Origin of the sequence: Allokutzneria multivorans, assembly GCF_039537405.1 — a bacterium.
Lineage (GTDB): Bacteria > Actinomycetota > Actinomycetes > Mycobacteriales > Pseudonocardiaceae > Allokutzneria > Allokutzneria multivorans.
Genome location: NZ_BAABAL010000017.1, coordinates 345965 through 367764, shown reverse-complemented (window position 1 = coordinate 367764; position 21800 = coordinate 345965). Strand labels below are relative to the sequence as shown.

Sequence of the window (21800 nt, the reverse complement as noted above, 5' to 3'; positions counted from 1 at the left end):
GCCAGAAACGCAACATAAACTCACAATTGGGATCTGTCACCCGGAACCGAGGAAGGAGGCCCTCATGGGCAGGGTCACCGTCCGCCGCCAGGTGCTGCGGATCTCCGGCGGCCGCGAGGTGCGTCGACCGGACGCGCTGGCCGCCGAGGAACCGTTGGAGCTGCGCGTGAACGGCCGAGCTCTCACGGTCACGATGCGCACGCCCGGCCAGGACGTCGAACTGGCGCACGGGTTCCTGCTCTCCGAGGGCGTGATCACCGCCGTCGAGGACGTGCGGACCGCGCGCTACTGCGACGGCACGGACGAGGACGGCAGGAACACCTACAACGTCCTCGACCTCGCGCTGGCCGCGCACGTCCCACCCGTTCAGGTCGGCGTCGAGCGGAACTTCCACACCACGTCCTCCTGCGGGGTCTGCGGCAAGGCGGCGCTGGACTCGGTGCGCGTGAAGGGCCACCACGACCTCACGAAGGACGGCGTCAAGGTCGGCGTCGACACGCTGCTCTCCTTGCCCGACAAGCTCCGCGCCGCTCAGCGCGTCTTCGACAGCACAGGCGGCCTGCACGCGGCAGGGCTGTTCACCGCCGACGGAGAACTGCTCGTCGCGCGGGAGGACGTGGGCAGGCACAACGCCGTGGACAAGGTCCTCGGCTGGGCACTTCTCAGTGGCCGAGTGCCACTGCACGGCTGCGTGCTGATGGTGTCGGGACGGGCGTCCTTCGAGCTCGTGCAGAAGGCGACGATGGCCGGTATCCCCGTTCTGGCAGCGGTCTCCGCACCCTCCTCGCTCGCCGCCGACCTCGCGGAGGAGCAGGGCATGACCCTCGTCGGCTTTCTCAGGGAGGCGTCGATGAACGTCTACTCAGGACAGTCCAGAGTGGACAGATGACCGGTCCGCTCACCGGCGTCGTGGTGCTCAGTCTCGAGCAGGCCGTCGCGGTGCCCTACGCCTCCCGCCTGCTCGCCGACCTCGGCGCCCGCGTGATCAAGGTCGAGCGCGTCGACGGCGGCGACTTCGCGCGGCACTACGACAGCGCGTGCGGCGAGGTCTCCTCGTACTTCGCGTGGGCCAACGTCGGCAAGGAGTCGATCACCCTCGACTTCAAGCTGCCCGAGGGCCGCGAGGTCCTGACCAAGCTCGTCGAGCGCGCCGACGTGGTGCTGTGCAACCTCTCCCCCGCCGCGGCCCGTCGTCTCGGCGTGGACGCGGAAACGCTGCGCGCCGACCGCCCGGAGCTGATCGTCGGCGAGCTCTCCGGCTACGGCGACGGCGGCCCCTACGCGGAGCGCAAGGCCTACGACGCGCTCGTGCAGTCCGAGGCCGGGCTGATCGAGCTGACCGGCGAGGGCGAGGTGACCGCGCGCACGGGCATCTCCGTCGCCGACATCTCCGGCGGAGTCCACCTGCACTCCGCCGTGCTGGCCGCGCTCTACCACCGCGAACGGACCGGCGAGGGCACCGCGCTGCGCCTGTCACTGCTGGAGTCGCTGGCGGAGTGGGTGCAGCAGCCGCTGCTCTACGCGACGGGCACCGGCAGGATTCCGCCGCGCTCGGGCGCCCACCACGCCAGCATCGCGCCGTACGGGCCGTTCCGGTGCGGCGACGACGGGACCGTGCACCTCGCCGTGCAGAACGAGCCGCAGTGGACGCGCCTGTGCGCCCGCGTGCTCAACCGCCCGGAGCTGGCGACCGATCCCCGCTTCACCTCGGTGGCATCGCGCGTGGAGCACCGCGAAGCGCTGCACGCCGAACTGCTCTCGGTCTTCGCGGGGATGACCGCGGAGGACGTGCTGGCCGCGCTCGACGCCGCCGACGTGCCCGCCTCCCGCACCCGGGACGTCCTGGGCCTGGCCGAGCACCCCCAGCTCGCGGCGCGCGAGCGGTGGCACGAGGTGCCCGCTCCCGGCGCGAACCCCCGCATGCTCCGGCCGCCCGTCGACGCCACGCAGTGGAGCTGGTCACCGACCGCCATCCCCCGGTTGGGGCAGCACACCGACGCGATCTTGAGCTGGCTGGGCTACGACGAACGGAGCGCCCGTAAACTCCGCGAAAAGGGAGCCGTCTGACAACCCTCTTTCGAGTGTGAGGCGGATCACTCAGGATAAATTCCGTGTGATCGGTAACGAGAATGGCCTGAGGTGCGTCAAGTGAGTGCGGGGATGATTCGGTCGCCGCGCTCGCAGGGGAGGTTCAGCGTGCAGGGGGGCAACAGTCACCGCCGCGTCGTCAGGCGCACGGTGCTGATGGGAGCGGCCGCGGGGGCGGCCGCCACGGTCACTCTCGGGGTGACCGCGGGCAGCGGGGCGTTGCGCCACGCCGAGAAGGGGGTCAAGCCCCCCGCTCCGGCACCGAGCAGCACACCCGTGCTCGCGTCCGCGCCCTCGCGCGGGGTGATGCGGGTGGAGCAGGTCCGCTCCGCCTACCGCAGGCAGAGCGTGGAGATCGCCACCTTCCTGCCCAGCAACACCAGCAAGGACCTGCCCGTCTGCCTGCTGCTGCACGGCCGCTTCGGCAACGCCCGCTCCGCGCCCGGAGGCGACCTCGCGGGCGCGCTCGCCTCCGCCGTCGCCAAGGGCCACGTCAAGCCGTTCGCCTTCGTGGCCGTCGACGGTGGCGCCAACACCTACTGGCACCAGCAGCAGAACGACAACCCGCTGGCGATGCTGCTGGAGGAGATCCCGACCTGGCTCGCCGAGCGCGGCCTCGGCGGTCCCGAGGGCAAGCCCTTCGCCGTCTCCGGCATCTCCATGGGCGGCTTCGGCGCGTTCCTCTACGCCCGGCGCAGGCAGGAGCGCCGCGACCCGGTGCGCGCCATCGCCGCGATCTCGCCCGCGCTCATCACCTCGTGGACCGAGATGAGCAAGCGCAAGGCCTTCCGCGACCAGGCCGAGTGGGCCTCCATGGACCCGCTGCGCAACCTCGACAAGCACGGCGGCGCCAAGGTCGGCATGTGGTGCGGCACCGAGGACAGCTTCATCACCGGCGTCCGCCAGTACATCCAGCGCGCCCGCCCCGTCGTCGCCGCCACCGGCCCCGGCGGCCACAACCAGGTCTTCTACAACCGCGTCCTGCCCGACGTGGTCCGCTTCGTCGGCCGCCACATCCCCTGACCGCCGCGCCCTCCCGCTCAAGCACGCTCAAGCGCGCTCACCGGCGGGGGAAGCGGTCGAGGCCCTACTGGCTGAACGTCGCGCAGAAGCGGAACGCGAGCAGCTGGGGGTCGGGGTGTCTTCAAGACCACCAAACCCCCCTGTCGATCATCGTTAACCGCCGCAAACCCAGCAGCCTCGCGAGGTTTGCCGTCGTTGAAGACGGTGGGGGCGGGGGTTGGGTGGTCTTGAAGACCGGCAAACCCGATGACGCGCAGGACCGGCCCTAGGTGGTGGGGGCGGGGGCGTGGGCCTGGAGGGTGGGGCGGGTGCCGAGGGCCCATTCGAGGGCGGCGGGCCAGCGGTGGAAGCCGGAGTCGGCGTTGAGGTGCTCGCCGCCGGGGATCACGTCGAGGTCCACGCCCAGCTCCGAGGCCATCGCGCGGGACTCCGCCTGCGAGCAGTACGGGTCTCCCTGACCGGCGACCATGCGTGTGATGCTGGCCGCGAGGCGCACTCCGCGCGGGTCGCGGGCCACGGCGCGGAAGCCGTTCCAGCCGGGGTGGACGGCGCTCGCGGAGGGCGGGGCGACCAGCAGGACGCGGTGCGCGCGCCGGGTTCGGCCGCTCAGCGTCGCGGCGTGGTGCAGCCAGAGGATTCCGCCGAGCGAGTGCGCGAGGACCACGAGGTCGGCGTCCGGTGGGACGGTGCCGAGGCGGTGGCGCAGCACGGGCAGCCACGCGTCGAGGTCCGGGTGCGCGGGGTCGGGGAAGCGGGGTTGGTCGACAGCGACGCCGTACTTGGGCAGTTCGGCGGCGAGCCAGCTCTGCCAGTGGTCAGTGCCTGATCCGGTCCAGCCGTGCAGCAAGAGCACATACCCCCGACGCATGCGTCCGCTCCCTTCCAGAGGTAGTCAAGTACTACCGCTGGAGGGAGCGGGATCGCATCAGCTGGCCGGGAGAGATAGCCCGATCAGGCGGACTTCTCGCGGCGCTCGCGGCGCGTGGGCTGGCGGGCGACGATGGTCGGGTTCACGTTCTCGCGCACCGTCTGCTCGGTGATCACGACCTTGGCGACGTCGGTGCGGCTGGGGATGTCGTACATCACCGGCTGGAGCACCTCCTCCATGATCGCGCGCAGGCCGCGTGCCCCGGTTCCGCGCAGGATCGCCTGGTCGGCGACGGCCTCCAGGGCCGACTTGGTGAACTCCAGTTCGACGCCGTCCATCTCGAACAGCCGCTGGTACTGCTTGGAGAGCGCGTTGCGCGGCTCGGTGAGGATCTTCACCAGCGACGGCTTGTCCAGGTTCTCCACGGTCGCCACGATCGGCAACCGGCCGATGAACTCGGGGATCAGGCCGAACTTGATCAGGTCCTCCGGCATGACGTCGCCGAAGACGTCGGCGGTGTCGGTCTCGGCCTTGGACCGGATCTCCGCGCCGAAGCCCAGGCCGCGCTTGCCGACCCGGTCCTGCACGATCCGCTCCAGGCCCGCGAAGGCGCCGGCCACGATGAACAGCACGTTCGTCGTGTCGATCTGGATGAACTCCTGGTGCGGGTGCTTGCGACCGCCCTGCGGCGGCACGCTCGCGGTGGTGCCCTCCAGGATCTTCAGCAGCGCCTGCTGCACGCCCTCGCCGGAGACGTCCCTGGTGATCGAGGGGTTCTCGCTCTTGCGAGCGATCTTGTCCACCTCGTCGATGTAGATGATGCCGGTCTCGGCGCGCTTGACGTCGTAGTCGGCGGCCTGGATCAGCTTGAGCAGGATGTTCTCGACGTCCTCGCCCACGTAGCCCGCCTCGGTGAGGGCGGTGGCGTCGGCGATGGCGAACGGGACGTTCAGCAGCTTCGCCAACGTCTGGGCGAGGTAGGTCTTGCCGCAGCCCGTCGGGCCGAGCAGCAGGATGTTGGACTTGCCCAGCTCGATGTCGTTCTGGCCGTCCTTGAGCCGGTCGCCCGCCTGGATCCGCTTGTAGTGGTTGTAGACCGCCACCGACAGCGTGCGCTTGGCGTCGCCCTGCCCGATCACGTACTGGTCGAGGAAGTCGTGGATCTCGGCGGGCTTGGGCAGCTCGTCGAGCTTGACGTCGCCGGCCTCGGCCAGCTCCTCTTCGATGATCTCGTTGCAGAGGTCGATGCACTCGTCGCAGATGTAGACGCCGGGACCGGCGATGAGCTTCTTCACCTGCTTCTGACTCTTCCCGCAGAAAGAGCATTTCAGCAGGTCGCCGCCGTCACCGATACGTGCCATGGCCGTTGACCTCTGTCCCCTCCGGCGCACGGGTGCGCGCGCCTGGCCGTCTACGTCCTCGACGGTACCCGTCCCACCCGGAAAAGCGAGAGTGGTAGGACACGTCTGCCGAACTGTCGTGCTCCGAACGTGTCCTCGGTAAGTGAGTCACAAGCCTCTCTCGAACACGCCGAGCGCGCAACGGAAACCGCGCCGCTCGGCGTGTCGAGGCAGGACCACTTGTCTACTGCGGGTGCTTCTCGCGCGCCGAGATCAGTTCGCGGAGAGCTTCCGGTACGGCATGACCTCGTCGATGATGCCGTACTCCTTGGCCTCGTCGGCCGTGAGGATCTTGTCACGGTCGATGTCGGCGCGGACCTGCGCGGGGGTGCGCTTGGTGTGCCGTGCCAGCGTGGTCTCCAGCAGCTGGCGGACCCGCTGGATCTCGTTCGCCTGGATCTCCAGGTCGGAGACCTGGCCGTACACGCCCTCGGTGGCGGGCTGGTGGATGAGCACCCGGGTGTTGGGCAGCGCGGAGCGCTTGCCGGGGGTGCCCGCGGCCAGCAGCACGGCGGCCGCGGAGGCGGCCTGGCCGAGGCAGACGGTGCGGATGTCCGGGCGGACGTACTGCATGGTGTCGTAGACGGCCATCAACGAGGTGAAGGAGCCACCGGGGGAGTTGATGTACATCTCGATGTCGCGGTCCGGGTCGGCGGACTCCAGGTACAGCAGCTGCGCCATGACGTCGTTGGCGGAGACGTCGTCGAGCTGGCTGCCGACGAAGATGATCCGCTCTTCGAACAGCTTGTTGTAGGGGTTGGACTCCTTGACCCCGTAGTTCGTCCGCTCGACGAAGGACGGGAGGATGTACCTGGACTGCGGGGAGCGTGATTCGCTCATCATGTTCCTGCTCTCCTATCCGGTTCGGCGGTTCAGCGGGTCTGGGCGGCGCGGCTGATCACGGAGTCGATGAAGCCGTAGTCCTTGGCCTCTTCGGCGGTGAACCAGCGGTCGCGGTCGGAGTCGGCCACGATCTTCTCGACCGTCTGACCGGTCTGCGACGCGATCAGCTCGGCCATCTCGCGCTTGTGCTTGACCAGCATCTGGGCCTGGATCTCGATGTCGGCCGCCGTGCCACCGACGCCGGCGGAGGGCTGGTGCATCATGATCCGCGCGTGCGGGAGGGCGTAGCGCTTGCCCCTGGTGCCCGCGGAGAGCAGGAACTGGCCCATGGAGGCGGCCAGGCCCATGCCGTAGGTGGCCACGTCCGGCTCGATGAACTCCATCGTGTCGTAGATGGCCATGCCCGCGGTGACGGAGCCGCCGGGCGAGTTGATGTAGAGCTTGATGTCCTCGTCCGGGTTCTCCGCGGCAAGCAGCAGCATCTGCGCGCAGATCTGGTTGGCGATGTTGTCGTCCACCTGCGAGCCCAGGACGATGATGCGCTCGCGGAGCAGGCGCTCGTACACCGAGTCGTTGAGGTTCAGTCCGCTGCTGCTCGCCCGCATCATGGGCGTCGGGACGGTCTCGTGCTGCGTCACGTCTGCCTGCCTTTTCCAACGATGTTCGGTGGCCTTGGAAGATCTCGTGTCGCCACCGGGGCGCCACGGCGGATTCCGCCGGCTGCTGGGAGGATCTTGTTGTATCCGACCCTAACGAAAGCGGGCGGCGTCGTAGTCCCGACACCGCCCGCGTTCGCTCAGAGCGTGTTTCGGGGGTGAACCCCGGCACACCTGGAGGGTTCAGTCGTCACTCGGCTGCCGCGGCGACGGGCTCTTCGGTGCCGAACAGCTCGTCCATGTCGACGGCCGCGCCGGAGGCGTCGGTCACCGTGGCCTTGCGGACGATCCCGGCGAGGGCCTTGCCCCGGCGCACGTCGGCGTAGATCGCGCCGAGCTGGCCGGACTGCTGGGCCCGCTGGACGTACTCGTCCGGGCTGATGCCGAAGCGCTGCGCCTGGTAGACGATGCGCTCGGTCAGCTCGTTGTCGCTGACCTCGACCTGCTCGGCGTCGGCGACGGCGTCCAGCACGAGCTGGGTCTTCACCGTCTCCTCGGCGGCTTCGCGCAGCTCGGTGTCGAACTGCTCGCGGGTCTTGTCCTGACCCTCGAGCCACTGCGCCAGGCGGTCCTCGTCCTGGCCGAAGTTGTAGAGCGCGTCGTACTTGCGCACGTCGACCTCGGCGTCGACCGCGGTCTCCGGCAGCGGGACCTCGACGACGGCCAGCAGCGCCTCAAGGACCTTGTCCCTGGCCTGCATGCCCTGCTGCATGTTCTTGACCCGGCCGAGCCGGGTGCGCAGGTCGGCCTTCAGCTCGTCCAGGGTGTCGAACTCGCTGGCCATCTGGGCGAACTCGTCGTCGGCGTCGGGGAGCTGGCGCTCCTTGATCGACTGGACGACCGCGGTGACCTCGGCGTCCTTGCCGACGTGCTCGCCCGCCACCAGCTTCGTGGTGAAGGTGCGGGTCTCGCCCTGCGCGGCACCGATCAGCGCGTCGTCGATGCCCTCGATGAGCTGGCCGGAGCCGATCTCGTAGGACAGGCCGGAGGTCTTGGCGTCCTCGACGTCCTCGCCGTCGACGGTGGCGGAGAGGTCCAGGACGACGAAGTCGCCCTTCTCGGCCGCGCGCTCGACGCCGACCAGGCTGCCGAAGCGGGCCCGCAGCTCGTCGAGCTGGGTGTCGACCTCTTCGTCGGCGAGTTCGACGTCGTCGACGGTGACGGCGAGCTCACCGAAGGCGGGGACGGTGATCTCCGGGCGGACGTCGACCTCGGCGGTGAAGGCGAGCAGGTCGCCGTCCTCCAGCTTGGTCAGCTCGATGTCCGGGCGGCCGAGGGTGCGCACCTCGCCGGTGTTCACCGCTTCCAGGTACTTGGCCGGGATCGCCTCGTTGACCACCTCGTCGAGGACGACGCCCCGACCAAGGCGGTTCTCCAGGACGCGCGCGGGGGCCTTGCCGGGGCGGAAGCCCGGGATGCGGACCTGCTTGGCGAGCTTCCGGTACGCCCGGTCGAAGTTCGCCTTCAGCTCGTCGAACGGCACCTCGACGTTGATCCGGACGCGCGTCGGGCTCAGCTGCTCGACGGTGCTCTTCACGTATTTCTCCTCGTGCGGACAACAAGCGTGCGCAAACCCCGGCAAACCGGATCCGGCCCCGGGTAACAGCCGCCGAGTCTATGTGGACCCCACCGAGACCTTTCGGTGGCCCCCATCAACCACCGGGCGGACGGAACCAACGCGAGCAGGCCGGGTCGACGAGACGACGCACCGTGGGGGGTCTCGGGGGGCTCGGCCCCCCGGCGATACGAAGACGACCCGGTCCGCGCATTCCTGCGGACACGGGTCGCCCATCGTCGGGGTGACAGGATTTGAACCTGCGACCCCCCGCTCCCAAAGCGGGTGCGCTACCAAGCTGCGCCACACCCCGGTACTGCCTCGCACGAGCCTAGCCGGAGCCTGTAGGCTTCCCAGCGTCGCCTCTGACGAGGCGTCGTGCGGGTGTAGCTCAATGGTAGAGCCCCAGCCTTCCAAGCTGGCCACGCGGGTTCGATTCCCGTCACCCGCTCGTCCAAAGGCCGACCCTGCTCAGTGGCTTCGCCGCTTTCGCCGGGTCGGCCTTTGTGATGTCGGGGGACCGAGTCCCCCAAACCTCCTGCGGTGCGGGGTCCTTCCGAACCAGCGTGGTCCGGTGGGGGCGGGGGCCAACGTCGCCCTCGGGTGGCGGTTCGCCGCGGAGATCGTCCTTTGTGGACGGTCTTTCGTCTTTTCCGGCTCGTTTACAGTCGGGGCATGAGCGAGCCTCGGTGGTTGTCACCGCAGGAGATGCGTGCGTGGCTCGGGTACCTGGAGGCCACGAACCTGCTGGAGCGCCAGCTGGAGCGGCAGTTGCAGGACGAGGCCGGGATCTCGCACGCGCAGTACGACATCCTGTCGACGTTGTCCGCGAGCCCGGAGCGGCGGATGCGGATGACGGAGCTGGCGGCGGCGGTGATCGTCTCCAAGAGCGGCCTGACCTACCAGGTCGGCAAGCTGGAGAAGGCGGGTCTGGTGCGCAGGGTGGCGCACCCGCTGGACGAGCGCGGGGTGCTGGCGGTGCTCACCGACGCGGGGATCGCGCTGCTGGAGCGGATCGCGCCGGGGCACGTGCGCACGGTGCGGACGTTCCTGATCGACGCGCTCTCCCCCGACCAGCTCGGTCAGCTCGCCGAGATCACCTCGGCGATGCGGGAGAGGTTGCGCGCTAGTCCTGGCTGAACTGGGCTTCCAGCACGGCGATGCGCTGCTCGACGGTGACGGCGTCGGCGGCCAGTTCCCTGGTGCGCTGGGCGGCGAGGGCGAGGCGCCAGCCGTCGTCGACGAGGTGTTCTCCGGCCTCGGCGGGGATGTCCCACTCGCGCACGGCGCGGGCCAGTTCGTCGGCGATCCGGTCGGCCCGGTCGGCGAGGTCGAGAAGGGACTGCCTGCCCGCTTCGGACATCAACGTTGATGACTCCGGCAGATTCATGTCAATGAAGTTATCCCCGCCGGTCTGATTGTTTGCGCAAGGTTGACCACCGTCACACAGTGCGTGATCGCACTTCCTGGCGGAAAACCGGTGGCCGCGCGGACACACCCCGGCTACACAGTGACGATGACCACATTCACCCCGCGTGTCAGGTTGCTCGACGACTCCGATTTCGTGGCCTTCCACAGGGTCGTGAACTCGGCGTTCCTGAAGACGGCCACCGAGGCCGAGGTGGAGCGGGACCGGGTGCAGTTCGCCAACGGGCGCTTCCACGGCGCATTCGACGGGGACGAACTGATCGGTGGGGCGGGAATCCTTTCGAAAAGGATGACAATCCCCGGAACCGGACCGCGCGCGGTGGCAGGCGTGACTGCGGTCGCGACCGCAGTCGACAGCCGTCGGCGGGGTGTTCTGACGAGCCTGATGCGCGCTCAGCTCGAAGGCCTGCGCGACGAGGCGGCGCAGCCGATCGCCGCGCTGTGGTGCTCCGAGGCGGGCATCTACGGGCGTTTCGGGTACGGCCTCGCGACGATGCGCTTGTTCACCGGGGTCCCGCGAGGAGCGGCGTTTCTGTCCACTGTGGACTGCGGATCCGAGCGCGTGCGCGAGCTGCCGCGCGAGGACGCTTTCGTTGCCATGAAAGAGATCTACGAGCGGGTCGCTCCTTCGCGCATCGGCTGGCTCGCCCGCACCGATGACGACTGGCAGCACTGGTACCACGACGACGGTCCGACCGCGCTCCGGTTCGCCGTGCTCTCCGAGGCCTACGCGGCGTACCGGGTGCGCAAGGAGTGGACGCTGCGCGGACCTCAGCACAAGGTGGAGGTGCACGAGATCGCCTCGGTGAACCCGGTCGCGCACTCGGCGATCTGGCGCTACCTGCTCGACCTCGACCTGACCGGCGAGGTCATCTACGAGAACCTGGCCGTGGACGATCCCCTGCCGCACATGCTCGTCGACCACCGCGCGGCCACGCGCAAGGTCGGCGACGCGCTGTGGCTCCGACTTGTCGACGTGGACCGTGCGCTGGTGGAACGCCATTACAGCGCGCCCGCCGACCTCGTTCTGGAACTGGAGGACGCTTTCTGTCCCTGGAACGCGGGGCGCTGGCGGTTCACCGTGGACTCCGACGGCGTGGCGCGGGTTCAGCGCAGTGACGACGACGCCGACCTTGTGCTGAGCACGACGGAGCTGGGCTCGCTGTTCCTCGGCGGCGTCGGTGTGGCGGGCCTGGCCGGGGCCGCGCGGATCAGGGAGCTGCGACCAGGCGCGCTGGCCGCGCTCGGCCTGGCGTTCTCGACCGAGCACCAGCCGCACTCCCCCGACTTGTTCTGAGCGGGAACCAGCGCGGTGGTCTCGGCCGTTGAACTGACGAGTCGAGTCCCGTGATCGAAAGGCCCGTGATGGAGTTCCTCTTGCTGGTGCTGGTCATCGCGCTGATCGGCGGGATGGTGGTGATGTCCCGGCAGCGCGCGGCCGCTCAGCGCCGGGAGCTGGACGACGCGAAGGCCGAGGCCCGCCGCTGGGTGGAGCGCCTCGGCGGCCAGGTGGTCAACCTGATCGGCACGAACGAGGCCGCCAAGCAGGCGCTGGCCGACGCGTCCGAGCGCTACACCGCTGCGGGCTCGCAGATGGAGCAGGCGAACACCGCCGCGCAGTGCCGCCTCGCCATGCAGACCGCGATGGAGGGCCTCTACTACGTCCGCGCGGCGCGCGTGGCCATGGACATGGACCCCGGTCCCGAGCTGCCGGACCTGAACGGGCAGCGGCACGCGGGCTCGGTGACCGAGGAGCGCGACGTCGAGGTGCAGGGCCACAACTACACGGCCTCACCGCGCCCGGACAACCGCACTCCGCACTACTACCCCGGCGGCATGGTGGCCGGGCGGCCGGTGCCGCAGGGCTGGTACAGCGAGCCCTGGTGGAAGCCCGCGCTGGTCGCGGGTGCCTGGGGCGTCGGGACCGCGCTGCTGTTCGGCGCGATGTTCTCCGGCATGGCCGGGGTCGCCGCGGCGGCGGCCGTCAGCGACATGGGCGGTCTGGACGGCGTCGGCGACCTGGCCGGGGCGAGCGACATGGACAGCATCGGCGACATCGGCACCGACTTCGGCGGTGACATGGGCGGCTTCGACTTCGGCGGGAGCGACTTCGACTTCTGAGAAGTTCCCGAGGATGTTTCGGGAAAGAGTGCTCGAAGCCGTCTAGGCCCGCGCGTTCCCCGGTGGTGTAGTTGCCCGCCTGCACCCCTGGACCGCGGGAGACGTCATGGACTTCCGGATGTTCGGGCCCGTCGAGCTGTGGGTGGGCGGGCGGCTGGTCGAGCTGGGCCCTGCGAAGCAGCGGTGCGTCGCCGCGGCCCTGCTCTGGGCGCCCGGCCAGGTCGTTCCGCTGGAGACGCTGACCGATCGGATCTGGGGCGCGCACCCGCCGCGCGAGGCCCGGAGCACCGTCTACGCGCACGTGAACCGGCTGCGCGGCGTGCTGAAGCCGCACTTCGGCGGACGTGCCGCGATCGAGCGGCGCTCCGGGGGCTACGCGCTGAACGTCGCGCCCGAGGCCGTGGACTGGTGCCGGTTCCGCGCCGCGCTCGCCTCCGCGCGCACGAGCACGGCCGGGCGCAAGGAGCTGTTGCGGGAGGCGTTGGCGCAGTGGCGCGGCGCTCCGCTGGCCGGAGTCGCTGGAGCATGGGCGGCCGACGTGCGCGGCGGCTTGGAGCAGCAGCGGATCGGCGCGGCGGTCCAGTGGGCCGACTTGGAGCTGGCCGACGGTGCGTGGGAGCCGGTCGTCGGCGAGCTGCGGCACCTGCTCGATGAGCACCCGCTGGCGGAGGCGGTGGCTGAGCGGCTGATCCGGGCGTTGGTCTCGGCGGGACGCAGCGCGGAGGCCGTCGCCTGTTACGCCGAGGTCCGCCGCCGCATCGTCGACGAGCTGGGCGTGGAGCCGGACAGTCGCTTGCGCGCGCTCTACCAGGAAATCCTCGCTGAAGAGCCGCGCGTCGCGGTGGCGGCAGCACCGAAGTGGCGAGGGCCCCGCGCGCACCTGGACCGGCTGATCGGGCGCGAGGCGGAGCTGGGCGCGGTGTCTGACGCGCTCGCGCGGAGCAGGCTGGTGACGATCACCGGCGCGGGCGGCTCCGGCAAGACCACGCTCGCCCTGCACGCCGCGGCAGAGGTCGCTCGTGCGCGGTGGTTGGACGTGCTGGCGGTGGCGCTCGCACCGCTGCGGAGCGCCGCGCAGGCCGCTGATGCCTTGCTGGAGCTGCTCGAAGCTCGTGCGCCCGTCGACGCCGATCACTGGCTCGCCGTGGAAGAGGCCTTTCCCGACGGCGCGCGGCTGCTCGTGCTGGACAACTGCGAGCACCTCGCGGCTGAGCTGGCCGGGCCGATTCGCGGGCTGCTCGCCGCACGGCCACGGCTGTCGGTGCTGGTCACCTCGCGGCAGCCGCTGGGCATCGCGGGCGAGGCTCTGCTGCCGCTCGCTCCCCTGCCGGAGCCCCACGCGGTGGAGTTGTTCGCCGAGCGCGCCGCCCAAGCCGATCCCGAACTGCGCGTGGACGCGGATTTCCTCGATGTGGCGGGAGAGATCTGTCGCAGGCTGGACGGGCTCCCGCTGGCGCTTGAGCTGGCGGCGAGCCGGGTTCGCACGTTCCCGGTCGCTGAGCTGGCCGCGCGGTTGGGCACGGACATGGACCTGCTGCTGCGCACCACCGGCTCCGACGACGACCGGCACGCGACCCTCACGGCAGCGGTCGACTGGTCCTACCGCGACCTCGACGAGGCCGAAAAGGTACTGCTGGCAAGGCTTTCCACCTTCCCCGGCGGGTTCCGGCCAGCCGACGCGGAGGCGGTGTGCGCGGCCCCTCCCCTGTGCGGCAAGGAGATCGCCGGGCTGCTCACCACGCTGGTCGATCGCTCCCTCGTGCAGCCGTACCAGGCCGAGCGAGGCAGGCGGCTGCGACTGCTGGAGATGATCAGGGCGTTCGCGCACCGCAGGCTGCTGGCGTTCGGCGACGCGGAGGCAACGGCGCACCGGCACGTCGACCACTGGCTCACCGTGGCCCGGCGCATCGACGCGTTGGACGCCTACTGGGACCGGGTCGACGAGCTGCGCGGACTGGCTCCGGACATCGAGAACCTGTTCCGCTGCTTGGAGTTCGGCGACGCCAACGGGCGAGCAGCCGAGGTCGCGGAGATCGTCGCGCTCACCTTCGAGCTGTGGTACCTGCTCCCCGCCCACCTCACGCGGGGGCAGCTGTGGCTCGATCGCGCGCTGCGCACCACGGCCACGGAACCGGCGACGCGGGCGCTGCTGCGGTTCCACCACGCGCTGCGATTGGGCTTCGACGGGGCCAACGAGGCGAACATCGCGGTGATGTCGGAGGTCGTCGCGGATCTGCGGCGCTACCGGCCGCGCGAGCTCTGGGAGGCGCGCGCCAACATGATCACCGCGCGGAGCCTGCTGTTGGACCCCGTTGTGCTGGAGGAGATCCCGGAGGTGGTGGTGGAAGCGCTGGTGTCCGATCGGGAGGAGTCCCTGATCGTGCTCAGCGCCGCGAGCAGCGCGTTGCTCGGCTGGGGGTACTACGACGAGGCGAACGAGCTGTGCGACAGCTACGTGCGCCGCGCGATCGTGCTCGATCGGCCGGAATCCCCTGTGCAGCAATCGATCCGGATCGAAGCGCTGCTCGGCCGGGGCGACTGGGAGACGGCTCGGTCGCTGGCCACGCGGCTGCACGGAGAGCTGCCCGACGTGCCGCACGCGGCCGAGCACCAGGGGCCGCTGCGCGCGCTGGCGTTCACCTACCTGGCGGGCGGCGAGGTCGAGCGGGCGGCGCGGTTGGTGTCGGAGACCATGGCGTGGCTGGCCACCGTGCCGCGCGCGGTTGCTTCCCGGTACTCGGTGCTGGAGGTCCTGCACGCGGATCTGCTGCGCAGGCGGGGCGAACTGAAGTCCGCGGTGGAGGTGCTGCGCGCGGTCCTCGATCGCGACGACGGGCAGGACCGCTCACGGTTGACCGGGGTGCTCGTCGCCGCCCTGATCGCGCGCGACCGCGGCGACACGCGCGACGCTGACCGGCTGGCGCGGCTGTGGGACGGGTTGCGGCACGGCCGGGGACTGCCCGAGCCGCTGGGCTTCACCGGGCAGCTCGACGGACTCGGCCTCGGCGGACCGCCGCTGGAACCGTTGCCGACCGACGTGCGCGCGGGCATCGCGGAAGCGGCGGCCTACTGCGCGCAAGGTTCTCGCAAGATTTCTGCTCACTGAGCCTGCGACGCTTTCCTTTCCCTCCCTCCCTGCGGGAAAGGAAACACATGAACAAAAGCATCAGGCATGCCGTCGCCGGCATCGCCTTGGCGCTGACGGCGGGACTTCTCGGTTCCCCGTCCGCGCTGGCCGACAAACCACAGCAAGAACCTTCTGCAATGGCGGTCCCGAAATTCCAACTGCCCTTCCCCTGCGGGCAGACGTGGGCGCTCACCACCTATCGGGGCCACAGTCCCGATGACAAGAAGATCGATTTCTTCCGGGTCGGTGGAGTCACTCGCGGCTCGGCCGTCGTCGCGTCCGCGGCGGGCGTGGTGAACGAGGTGCACCCGGGTGTCGGCGGCGTCGAGATCAACCACGGTGGCGGCTACTTCAGCCTCTACCTGCACATGAGCTCGCGCAACGTCAACGTCGGCACCCGCGTGGCCGCCGGGCAGCGGATCGGGACGGTCGGCAGCGTCAACACCGGCGTCGCGCACCTGCACTACGAGCTGCTCTACGACTTCAACGGCAACAACAACGGCGAGAACGGCGAATGGGTGCGCCCGATCTTCAACGGCGTCACCTACCAGCTCGTCCCCGGAAGGCCGTTCAACCTGACCAGCCGGAACAAGTGCTGATACTCCTTCCCCTGCAAAGGAAACAGCCATGAAAGCACGAGTCGTCACATTACTTTTCGGCCTGATCGCCGCATTGTTCGTCGCCCCGGCCGCACAGGCATCCCCCGACGCGCGACCGGTGTTCCAGATGCCCTTCGGCTGCGACCAGATCTGGCGGGCGTACACGCACACCGGGCACGCCTTCCCGAACGCCCAGATCGACATGGGGCAGCCGCCGTCGGCGGGCAAGATCGTGCGCGCCAGCTACGCGGGGCGCGTCACCGGCAGCGGCATCTACAACGACGGCGTGTCCTTCGTGATCATCGACCACGGCGGCGGCTGGTCCACCCGCTACCTGCACATGCAGCGCGGATCGCTGATCAAGGCGGGCACCACGGTCGCCAGGGGCGCGAAGGTCGGCCTGGTCGGTGACGTCGGCAGCCCCGGCCAGTTCCACCTGCACTACGAGCAGCGGCTCAACGCGAGGCCCGTGCCGATCCTGTGGAACAACTCCGCGATCCGCTACGTGAACTTCCCGAACTACCTCACCTACCGGAGCCGCAACTGCTGATCCCCTGAACTGGGAGCCGGGCCCTTCCCTCAGCCCCCAGTGGGCCCGGCTCCCTTCCTACGCCTGGCAGGTGGGACACCAGTAGAGGTTGCGGGAGACGAGCTTCGCGATCGCCACTGGTGTCCCGCAGACGAGACACGGCTGGGAATCCCTGCGGTAGACGTAGACCTCGCCGCCGTGCCGGTCCTCGCGCGGGGCGCGGCCCATCGCCTCGGGCTCGTGCTCCGGGCGGACGGTGTCGATGCGGCCGACGCGGACGCCGTACTCCATCAGCTCCTTGAGGTCATCCCAGATCGCCTTCCACGTGGCCTCGTCGATGTCGCGGCCGGGAGTCAGCGGCGGGATGCCCAGCCGGTAGAGGACCTCGGCGCGGAAGATGTTGCCCGCGCCCGCCACGATCCGCTGGTCCATCAGCAGGGCCGCGATCGAGGTGCGCGAGTTCTGGATGCGCCGCCACGCCTTGTCGGAGTCCGCGTCCGCGCGCAGCGGGTCCGGCCCGAGGCGCTCGCGCAGCACCTCGACCTCTTCCTCCGTGAGCACCTCGCACGCGGTCGGACCGCGCAGGTCCGTCCAGTGGGTCGGCCCGATGATGCGCATCCGCACGAGCCCCTGAGGCGGCGTGACGGGCCGGGGCTCCTCGGCGAATTTTCCGTACAGGCCAAGGTGGACGTGCACCGTGCGGTCGGGGCCGTAGTGGTGCAACAGGTGCTTGCCGACGGCCTCCGCGCTCTCGAAGACGTGCCCGTTGACGAGCGAGGCGCCGATCGCGAAGCGGCCCTGCGGACTGTCCACGGCCACCTCGTGGCCCGCGTAGCGCTTGTGGTGCAGCCGGGCGAGCCGGTGCAGCGTGTGACCTTCAGGCATCTGCGCTCATTCGGTTCAGCTGGGCCACCACGCGGGGCCCCATGCGATCACGGAGAGGCCAACGTAGCCGAGCAGGCACCAAGCAGCGATCAGCAGGCCGGAGCGGACCGCGCTGCCCACGACGAGCTCCGCGCGACGGCGCCGCGCGTGCACCACTCCGGCGACGAGCGCGATGAGGGGCACCACGAAGGCGCTGACGATCAGCCACACACCGATGCCGAGGCCGCAGTCGGGTGGGCCGCACGGGGGCTGACCGTCGAAGGAGTTGATGATGACCGTGCTCTGCGCGAAGTACAGCGCCAGCACACCGACCACGGTCACGCCGAAGGCGACCGCGGCTGACACCAGCCACGTCGCCGTTCCGAACTCACGCACACGAGCCATGCGCTCCCGGGTACCCACCGGGAGCGCACGGCAACCGGCGTCAGGGCAGGACGGGCGCTTCCTTGGTCTTCTCGTACTCCGAGATGAGGCCGATGCGGCGGATGTGCCGATCGTCGTCGGAGAACGGGGTCCCGACGAAGGCGTCCACGATCGCCGCAGCCTCCTCCTCGGTGTGCTGGCGGGCGCCGACGCCGATCACCTGGGCGTTGTTGTGCTCCCGGGCGAGCTGGGCGATCTCGGTGCTCCAGGCCAGCGCGGCCCGGCAGCCCTCGACCTTGTTCGCGGCGATCTGCTCGCCGTTGCCGGAGCCGCCGATGACGACGCCGAGGCTGCCGGAGTCCGCGACGACGCGGCGGGCGGTCTCGATGCAGAAGGGCGGGTAGTCGTCCAGGGCGTCGTAGGCGTGCGGGCCGACGTCGACGACGTCGTGACCGCGGCCGGTGAGGTGCTCGACGAGGTAGGACTTCAACTCGAAGCCCGCGTGGTCCGATCCAAGATAAACGCGCACGGAAACGGAGTCTGTCATCCGCCGTCCGGGTATTCACTGGCCGCCCCTGCTCTGCCTTGCCAGGATGCTCCGGTGGACGCGTGGTTCCGGCAGGACGGCTACCAGGTAAGACTCGAATGGGGACCCGACGGGGTGACCGCGCTCGGCGCCGACTGCGCTGTGCTCGTCATCGTCGATGTGTTGTCCTTCACGACTTCCGTGGACATCGCGGTCAGCAGGGGCGCCCGGATCATGCCGCTGCGCTGGAAGGACGAGGCCGCCGCCGCGCAGGCCCGCCTCGCCGGTCTGCCCGTGGGTGAGGCTTTCGGTGGGACCTTGTCCCTGCGGCCGTCGTCGCTGACCTCGATCGAGGCTGGCACCACGCTGGCGTTGCCGTCGGCGAACGGGGCGACGCTGTGCGACCTGGCGTCGAAGACCGGCGCGCACGTGCTGACCGGCTGCCTCCGCAACGCCGACGCCGTCGCCGCACGAGCGCGTGAACTCGCCGGTGACCGCCCGATCGGGGTCATCGCGGGCGGAGAGCGCTGGCGGCTGCCCGGCGACCCGCTGCGGCCGTGCTGGGAGGACCTGCTCGGCGCGGGCGCGATCATCTCGGCGTTGCGTGGTGGGCGCTCGCCCGAGGCGGAGATGGCCGCGCTGACCTATGCGGCGACCGGGGCTTCGCTGCTGCACGAGTGCGTCGGGGCCAAGGAGCTGATCGCGGCCGGCTACCCCGATGATGTTCGCCTGGCCACCGAGGTCAACGTCAGCACCGTGACGCCGCAGCTACGCGATGGAGTTCTTTCGTGACTTCCTGGATCGAGATCGCCGACCGCGTGTACGTGCGGCGCTACGCCGAACTCGACCTCACCGTCGGGCTCGTGGTCGGCGATGACGGCTGCCTGGTGATCGACACACGCGGTGATCTGGAGCAGGGCGCTGAGCTGGCCGCCGCCGTGCGTTCGCTCACTCCGCTCCCGTGGACGGTCGTGTACACGCACGCCCATTTCGACCACTGCTTCGGCACTTCGGCGTTCCCCGGAGCTTCGGTGTGGGCACATCGGTTGTGCCACAAGGACATGGCCGAGCACGGTGCTTCCGAGCTGCGGAAGTGGAGTGCCCACTACCTCGCCGAGGGCAAGCCTTCGATCGCTGCCGCGTTGGACCGCACGTCTTTGGTGCTGCCCACCGATCTCGTCGACGACCACGCTTCGCTTTCCCTTGGCGGGCGGGAGGTTTCGCTGGTGTACGCGGGTTTGGCGCACTCCAGCGGCGACCTGCTCGTGCACGTTCCGGACGCCCGCGTTCTCTTCGTCGGCGACCTCGTGGAGAACGGCGCTCCGCCCCAGTTCGGCGACGCGCACCCGCTGAGCTGGCCGACCGCACTGACCACGATCCTGGAGTACGACGTCGACGTTGTCGTTGCGGGACACGGAGATCCCGTCGACCTGTCGTTTGTCGCCGCCCAACGCGAAGAGCTGCGTGCCGTCGCCCAGCTCTGCCGCGCCGTCGCGTCCGGCGAACTGTCCACTTCGGACGCTTTGGCCGCTTCCCCCTACCCCGCCGAGTTCACCCGCGAGGCGTTGGAACGCACGCTCAGCACTCGATGACGTTGACGGCGAGGCCGCCGCGCGCGGTCTCCTTGTACTTGACCTTCATGTCGGCGCCGGTCTCGCGCATCGTCTTGATGGCCTTGTCCAGCGACACGAAGTGCGTGCCGTCGCCCCGGATCGCCATGCGCGAAGCGGTGATCGCCTTGATGGACGCGACGGCGTTGCGCTCGATGCACGGGATCTGCACGAGCCCGCCGATGGGGTCGCAGGTGAGGCCGAGGTTGTGCTCCAGCGCGATCTCGGCGGCGTTCTCGACCTGCTCCGGGGTGCCACCGAGGACCTCGGTCAGCCCGGCAGCGGCCATGGAGCACGCGGAGCCGACCTCGCCCTGGCACCCGACCTCGGCGCCGGAGATGGACGCGTTCTCCTTGTACAGCACGCCGATCGCGGCGGCGGTGAGCAAGAACCTGACGATCGCGTCGTCGTTGGCGCCGGGCACGAAGCGCGCGTAGTAGTGCAGCACGGCGGGGATGATCCCGGCGGCGCCGTTGGTGGGGGCGGTGACGACGCGGCCACCGGAGGCGTTCTGCTCGTTGACGGCGAGGGCGAACAGGGTCACCCAGTCCATGACGCGCAACGGGTCGGTCGTGTAGTGCTCGGTGGACAGCGTCTGGAACAGGGTGGCGGCGCGGCGCTGGACCTTGAGGCCGCCGGGCAGCACGCCCTGGGTCTGGCAGCCCTCGCTGACGCAGTCCTGCATGACCTGCCAGATGTGCAGCAGCCCGGAGCGGATCTCGGCCTCGGAGCGCCACACCTGCTCGTTGGCGAGCATGATGTCGCTGATCGACATGCCGGTGCGCTTGGTCTGCTCCAGCAGCTCGACGCCGTTGAGGAACGGGTACGGCAGCGCGGTGTCGTCTTCCTTGATCCGGTCGGCGCCCGCGGCGTTCTCGTCGACGACGAAGCCACCGCCGACGGAGTAGTAGGTCCGCGCGCGCAGCTCGGCGCCCTTGGCGTCGAAGGCCGCGAAGGTCATGCCGTTGGGGTGGTACGGGAGGGACTTGCGGCGGTGCAGCGCCAGGTCCTCGCGCTCGGCGAAGGCGATCTCGTGCGTGCCGATCAGGTTGAGCCGCCCGGTCGCGCGGATCTGGGCCACCCGGGGCTCGACGGAGTCGGTGTCGACCGACTCGGGGTCCTCGCCTTCGAGGCCGAGCAGCACGGCCTTGTCACTGCCGTGGCCGTGGCCGGTGGCGCCGAGCGAGCCGAACAGCTCCGAGCGCACGCGGACGACATCGGCGAGCAGGCCGTCAGCCTTCAGACCTGCGACGAACGTGTGCGCTGCCCGCATCGGACCGACCGTGTGCGAACTGGACGGACCGATGCCGATCTTGAAGAGCTCGAACACGCTGATCGCCATCTGCGCCTACCACTTCCCTGCCGATCGTGGCCGCCCCGTTGCGGCCATGTCCGAGTCTGACACAGCCGGGTGAACATGAGCCCCACGCAGTGAAAACGGCGCCACCGCTGAGGTGACGCCGTTCACTTCGTGCACCGATTCAGGAGAACTCGGGGTCCTCGGTGCGCGTCCGCTTCAGCTCGAAGAAGTGCGGGAAGCCCGCCAGCAGCCGGGCGCCGTCGAAGACCTTGCCCGCGTCCTCGCCGCGCGGGATGCGCGAGAGCACCGGGCCGAAGAACGCCACGCCGTCGACGTGGATGACCGGGGTGCCGACGTCCATGCCCACCGGGTCCATGCCGCGGTGGTGGCTGACCTTCAGCTCGTCGTCGTAGTCGGTCGAGGTCGCGGCCTCGGCCAGCTCGGCGGGCAGGCCCAGCTCGGCGAGGGCCTCCGCGATCACGTTGTCCCAGTCCTGCCGACCGTCGTTGTGGATGCGCGTGCCCAGCGCGGTGTAGAGCGGGCGCAGCACCTCCTGGCCGTGCTTCTGGGCGGCGGCGATGGCCACGCGCACGGGGCCCCAGCCCTTGGTGAGCAGCGCCTTGTACTGCTCGGGGAGGTCGCGGCCGGAGTTGAGCACGGAGAGGCTCATCACGTGGAAGTCCAGCTCCACGTCACGGACCTTCTCGACCTCCAGCATCCAGCGGGAAGTGATCCAGGCCCACGGGCACAGCGGGTCGAACCAGAAGTCGACGCGGGTCTTGCCAGGCTCAACAGCGGTCATGTCGATGCCAACCCCTGAAGGCTCCTGACCATTCCCCCGCGCAGGTAGTAAAAAGTTCTTTGGGGGTCCGTGATTGG

At 69.8% G+C, this 21800-nt stretch carries 22 protein-coding genes and 2 tRNA genes; 12 read left to right on the top strand and 12 right to left on the bottom strand.

Annotated features, from left to right (window positions below):
- The first annotated feature begins 64 nt into the window (after positions 1-64).
- The 3 genes from fdhD (at position 65) to ABD798_RS22655 (ending at position 3111) form a co-directional block, all read left to right on the top strand.
- On the top strand, positions 65-889 hold the full coding sequence (fdhD, locus tag ABD798_RS22665) for a formate dehydrogenase accessory sulfurtransferase FdhD (protein WP_344878000.1): 825 nt from the start codon (positions 65-67) through the stop codon (positions 887-889).
- Positions 886-2067, top strand: coding sequence for a CaiB/BaiF CoA transferase family protein (locus ABD798_RS22660; RefSeq protein ID WP_344877998.1), 1182 nt, complete (start codon positions 886-888; stop codon positions 2065-2067). The genes fdhD and ABD798_RS22660 overlap by 4 nt, the downstream gene beginning before the upstream one ends.
- A 129-nt stretch (positions 2068-2196) precedes the next feature.
- Positions 2197-3111, top strand: a complete 915-nt coding sequence (locus ABD798_RS22655) for an alpha/beta hydrolase (RefSeq protein WP_344877996.1) — start codon at positions 2197-2199, stop codon at positions 3109-3111.
- A 265-nt stretch (positions 3112-3376) separates the two neighbouring features.
- On the opposite strand, the gene ABD798_RS22650 is transcribed toward ABD798_RS22655, so the two are convergent.
- From ABD798_RS22650 to ABD798_RS22625, 6 genes are all read right to left on the bottom strand, one after another.
- Positions 3377-3979: an RBBP9/YdeN family alpha/beta hydrolase gene (locus ABD798_RS22650; RefSeq protein WP_344877994.1), complete on the bottom strand. Its 603-nt coding sequence runs from the start codon at positions 3977-3979 to the stop codon at positions 3377-3379.
- 83 nt (positions 3980-4062) lie between these two features.
- Positions 4063-5340 (bottom strand): ATP-dependent Clp protease ATP-binding subunit ClpX, encoded by a 1278-nt coding sequence (gene clpX, locus ABD798_RS22645; protein ID WP_344877993.1) that lies wholly within the window; start codon positions 5338-5340, stop codon positions 4063-4065.
- Between the two features lie 252 nt (positions 5341-5592).
- Complete coding sequence (locus ABD798_RS22640; RefSeq protein ID WP_086829339.1) at positions 5593-6219, bottom strand: ATP-dependent Clp protease proteolytic subunit; 627 nt, start codon at positions 6217-6219, stop codon at positions 5593-5595.
- Positions 6220-6251: 32 nt separating this feature from the next.
- Positions 6252-6860, bottom strand: a complete 609-nt coding sequence (locus ABD798_RS22635) for an ATP-dependent Clp protease proteolytic subunit (RefSeq protein ID WP_086829335.1) — start codon at positions 6858-6860, stop codon at positions 6252-6254.
- A gap of 208 nt (positions 6861-7068) precedes the next feature.
- Entirely contained in the window at positions 7069-8415 is a 1347-nt protein-coding gene (gene tig / locus ABD798_RS22630; RefSeq protein ID WP_344877989.1) for a trigger factor, read from the bottom strand.
- 257 nt (positions 8416-8672) lie between these two features.
- Positions 8673-8746 (bottom strand) — tRNA-Pro (locus ABD798_RS22625).
- Positions 8747-8813: 67 nt separating this feature from the next.
- Here ABD798_RS22625 and ABD798_RS22620 point away from each other — a divergent pair.
- Together ABD798_RS22620 and ABD798_RS22615 are read left to right on the top strand one after the other, a co-directional pair.
- Positions 8814-8884 (top strand) — tRNA-Gly (locus ABD798_RS22620).
- A gap of 224 nt (positions 8885-9108) precedes the next feature.
- Positions 9109-9573 (top strand): MarR family winged helix-turn-helix transcriptional regulator, encoded by a 465-nt coding sequence (locus tag ABD798_RS22615; protein WP_344877987.1) that lies wholly within the window; start codon positions 9109-9111, stop codon positions 9571-9573.
- Here the strand turns inward: ABD798_RS22615 and ABD798_RS22610 are convergent.
- Entirely contained in the window at positions 9560-9823 is a 264-nt protein-coding gene (locus tag ABD798_RS22610; RefSeq protein ID WP_143261938.1) for a hypothetical protein, read from the bottom strand. The genes ABD798_RS22615 and ABD798_RS22610 overlap by 14 nt on opposite strands.
- 126 nt (positions 9824-9949) lie before the next feature.
- Here ABD798_RS22610 and ABD798_RS22605 point away from each other — a divergent pair, with 126 nt between their 5' ends.
- From ABD798_RS22605 to ABD798_RS22585, 5 genes are all read left to right on the top strand, one after another.
- Positions 9950-11158 carry a GNAT family N-acetyltransferase gene (locus ABD798_RS22605; RefSeq protein ID WP_344877984.1) on the top strand — a complete coding sequence of 403 codons (1209 nt, stop codon included), beginning with the start codon at positions 9950-9952 and terminating at the stop codon, positions 11156-11158.
- Between the two features lie 68 nt (positions 11159-11226).
- On the top strand, positions 11227-11982 hold the full coding sequence (locus tag ABD798_RS22600) for a hypothetical protein (RefSeq protein WP_344878689.1): 756 nt from the start codon (positions 11227-11229) through the stop codon (positions 11980-11982).
- Positions 11983-12088: 106 nt separating this feature from the next.
- Positions 12089-15088, top strand: a complete 3000-nt coding sequence (locus tag ABD798_RS22595) for an AfsR/SARP family transcriptional regulator (protein ID WP_344877982.1) — start codon at positions 12089-12091, stop codon at positions 15086-15088.
- A gap of 47 nt (positions 15089-15135) precedes the next feature.
- Positions 15136-15708 carry a M23 family metallopeptidase gene (locus ABD798_RS22590; RefSeq protein WP_344877980.1) on the top strand — a complete coding sequence of 191 codons (573 nt, stop codon included), beginning with the start codon at positions 15136-15138 and terminating at the stop codon, positions 15706-15708.
- Positions 15709-15736: 28 nt separating this feature from the next.
- Positions 15737-16258, top strand: coding sequence for a M23 family metallopeptidase (locus ABD798_RS22585; protein ID WP_344877978.1), 522 nt, complete (start codon positions 15737-15739; stop codon positions 16256-16258).
- Between the two features lie 57 nt (positions 16259-16315).
- On the opposite strand, the gene ABD798_RS22580 is transcribed toward ABD798_RS22585, so the two are convergent.
- Genes ABD798_RS22580 through ABD798_RS22570 form a run of 3 tightly spaced genes read right to left on the bottom strand, consistent with a single transcriptional unit; the run spans position 16316 to position 18014 of the window.
- A complete protein-coding gene (locus ABD798_RS22580; RefSeq protein ID WP_344877976.1) occupies positions 16316-17122 on the bottom strand; it encodes an Fpg/Nei family DNA glycosylase in 807 nt (268 codons plus the stop codon).
- A gap of 15 nt (positions 17123-17137) precedes the next feature.
- Entirely contained in the window at positions 17138-17506 is a 369-nt protein-coding gene (locus tag ABD798_RS22575; protein WP_344877974.1) for a hypothetical protein, read from the bottom strand.
- Positions 17507-17546: 40 nt separating this feature from the next.
- Positions 17547-18014 (bottom strand): ribose-5-phosphate isomerase, encoded by a 468-nt coding sequence (locus ABD798_RS22570; protein WP_344877972.1) that lies wholly within the window; start codon positions 18012-18014, stop codon positions 17547-17549.
- A 72-nt stretch (positions 18015-18086) separates the two neighbouring features.
- Between ABD798_RS22570 and ABD798_RS22565 the strand changes: the two genes are divergently transcribed.
- Together ABD798_RS22565 and ABD798_RS22560 are read left to right on the top strand one after the other, a co-directional pair.
- On the top strand, positions 18087-18803 hold the full coding sequence (locus tag ABD798_RS22565) for a 2-phosphosulfolactate phosphatase (RefSeq protein ID WP_344877970.1): 717 nt from the start codon (positions 18087-18089) through the stop codon (positions 18801-18803).
- Positions 18800-19603 (top strand): MBL fold metallo-hydrolase, encoded by an 804-nt coding sequence (locus ABD798_RS22560; protein WP_344877968.1) that lies wholly within the window; start codon positions 18800-18802, stop codon positions 19601-19603. Before ABD798_RS22565 ends, ABD798_RS22560 begins: the two co-directional genes overlap by 4 nt.
- Here the strand turns inward: ABD798_RS22560 and ABD798_RS22555 are convergent.
- Together ABD798_RS22555 and ABD798_RS22550 are read right to left on the bottom strand one after the other, a co-directional pair.
- The gene (locus tag ABD798_RS22555) at positions 19590-20963 is read right to left on the bottom strand and encodes an L-serine ammonia-lyase (protein ID WP_344877966.1); all 1374 of its coding nucleotides are present in this window, start codon (positions 20961-20963) and stop codon (positions 19590-19592) included. The two genes, ABD798_RS22560 and ABD798_RS22555, sit on opposite strands and share 14 nt — an antisense overlap.
- A gap of 139 nt (positions 20964-21102) precedes the next feature.
- Positions 21103-21723, bottom strand: coding sequence for a mycothiol-dependent nitroreductase Rv2466c family protein (locus ABD798_RS22550; protein WP_344877963.1), 621 nt, complete (start codon positions 21721-21723; stop codon positions 21103-21105).
- Positions 21724-21800 lie beyond the last annotated feature (77 nt).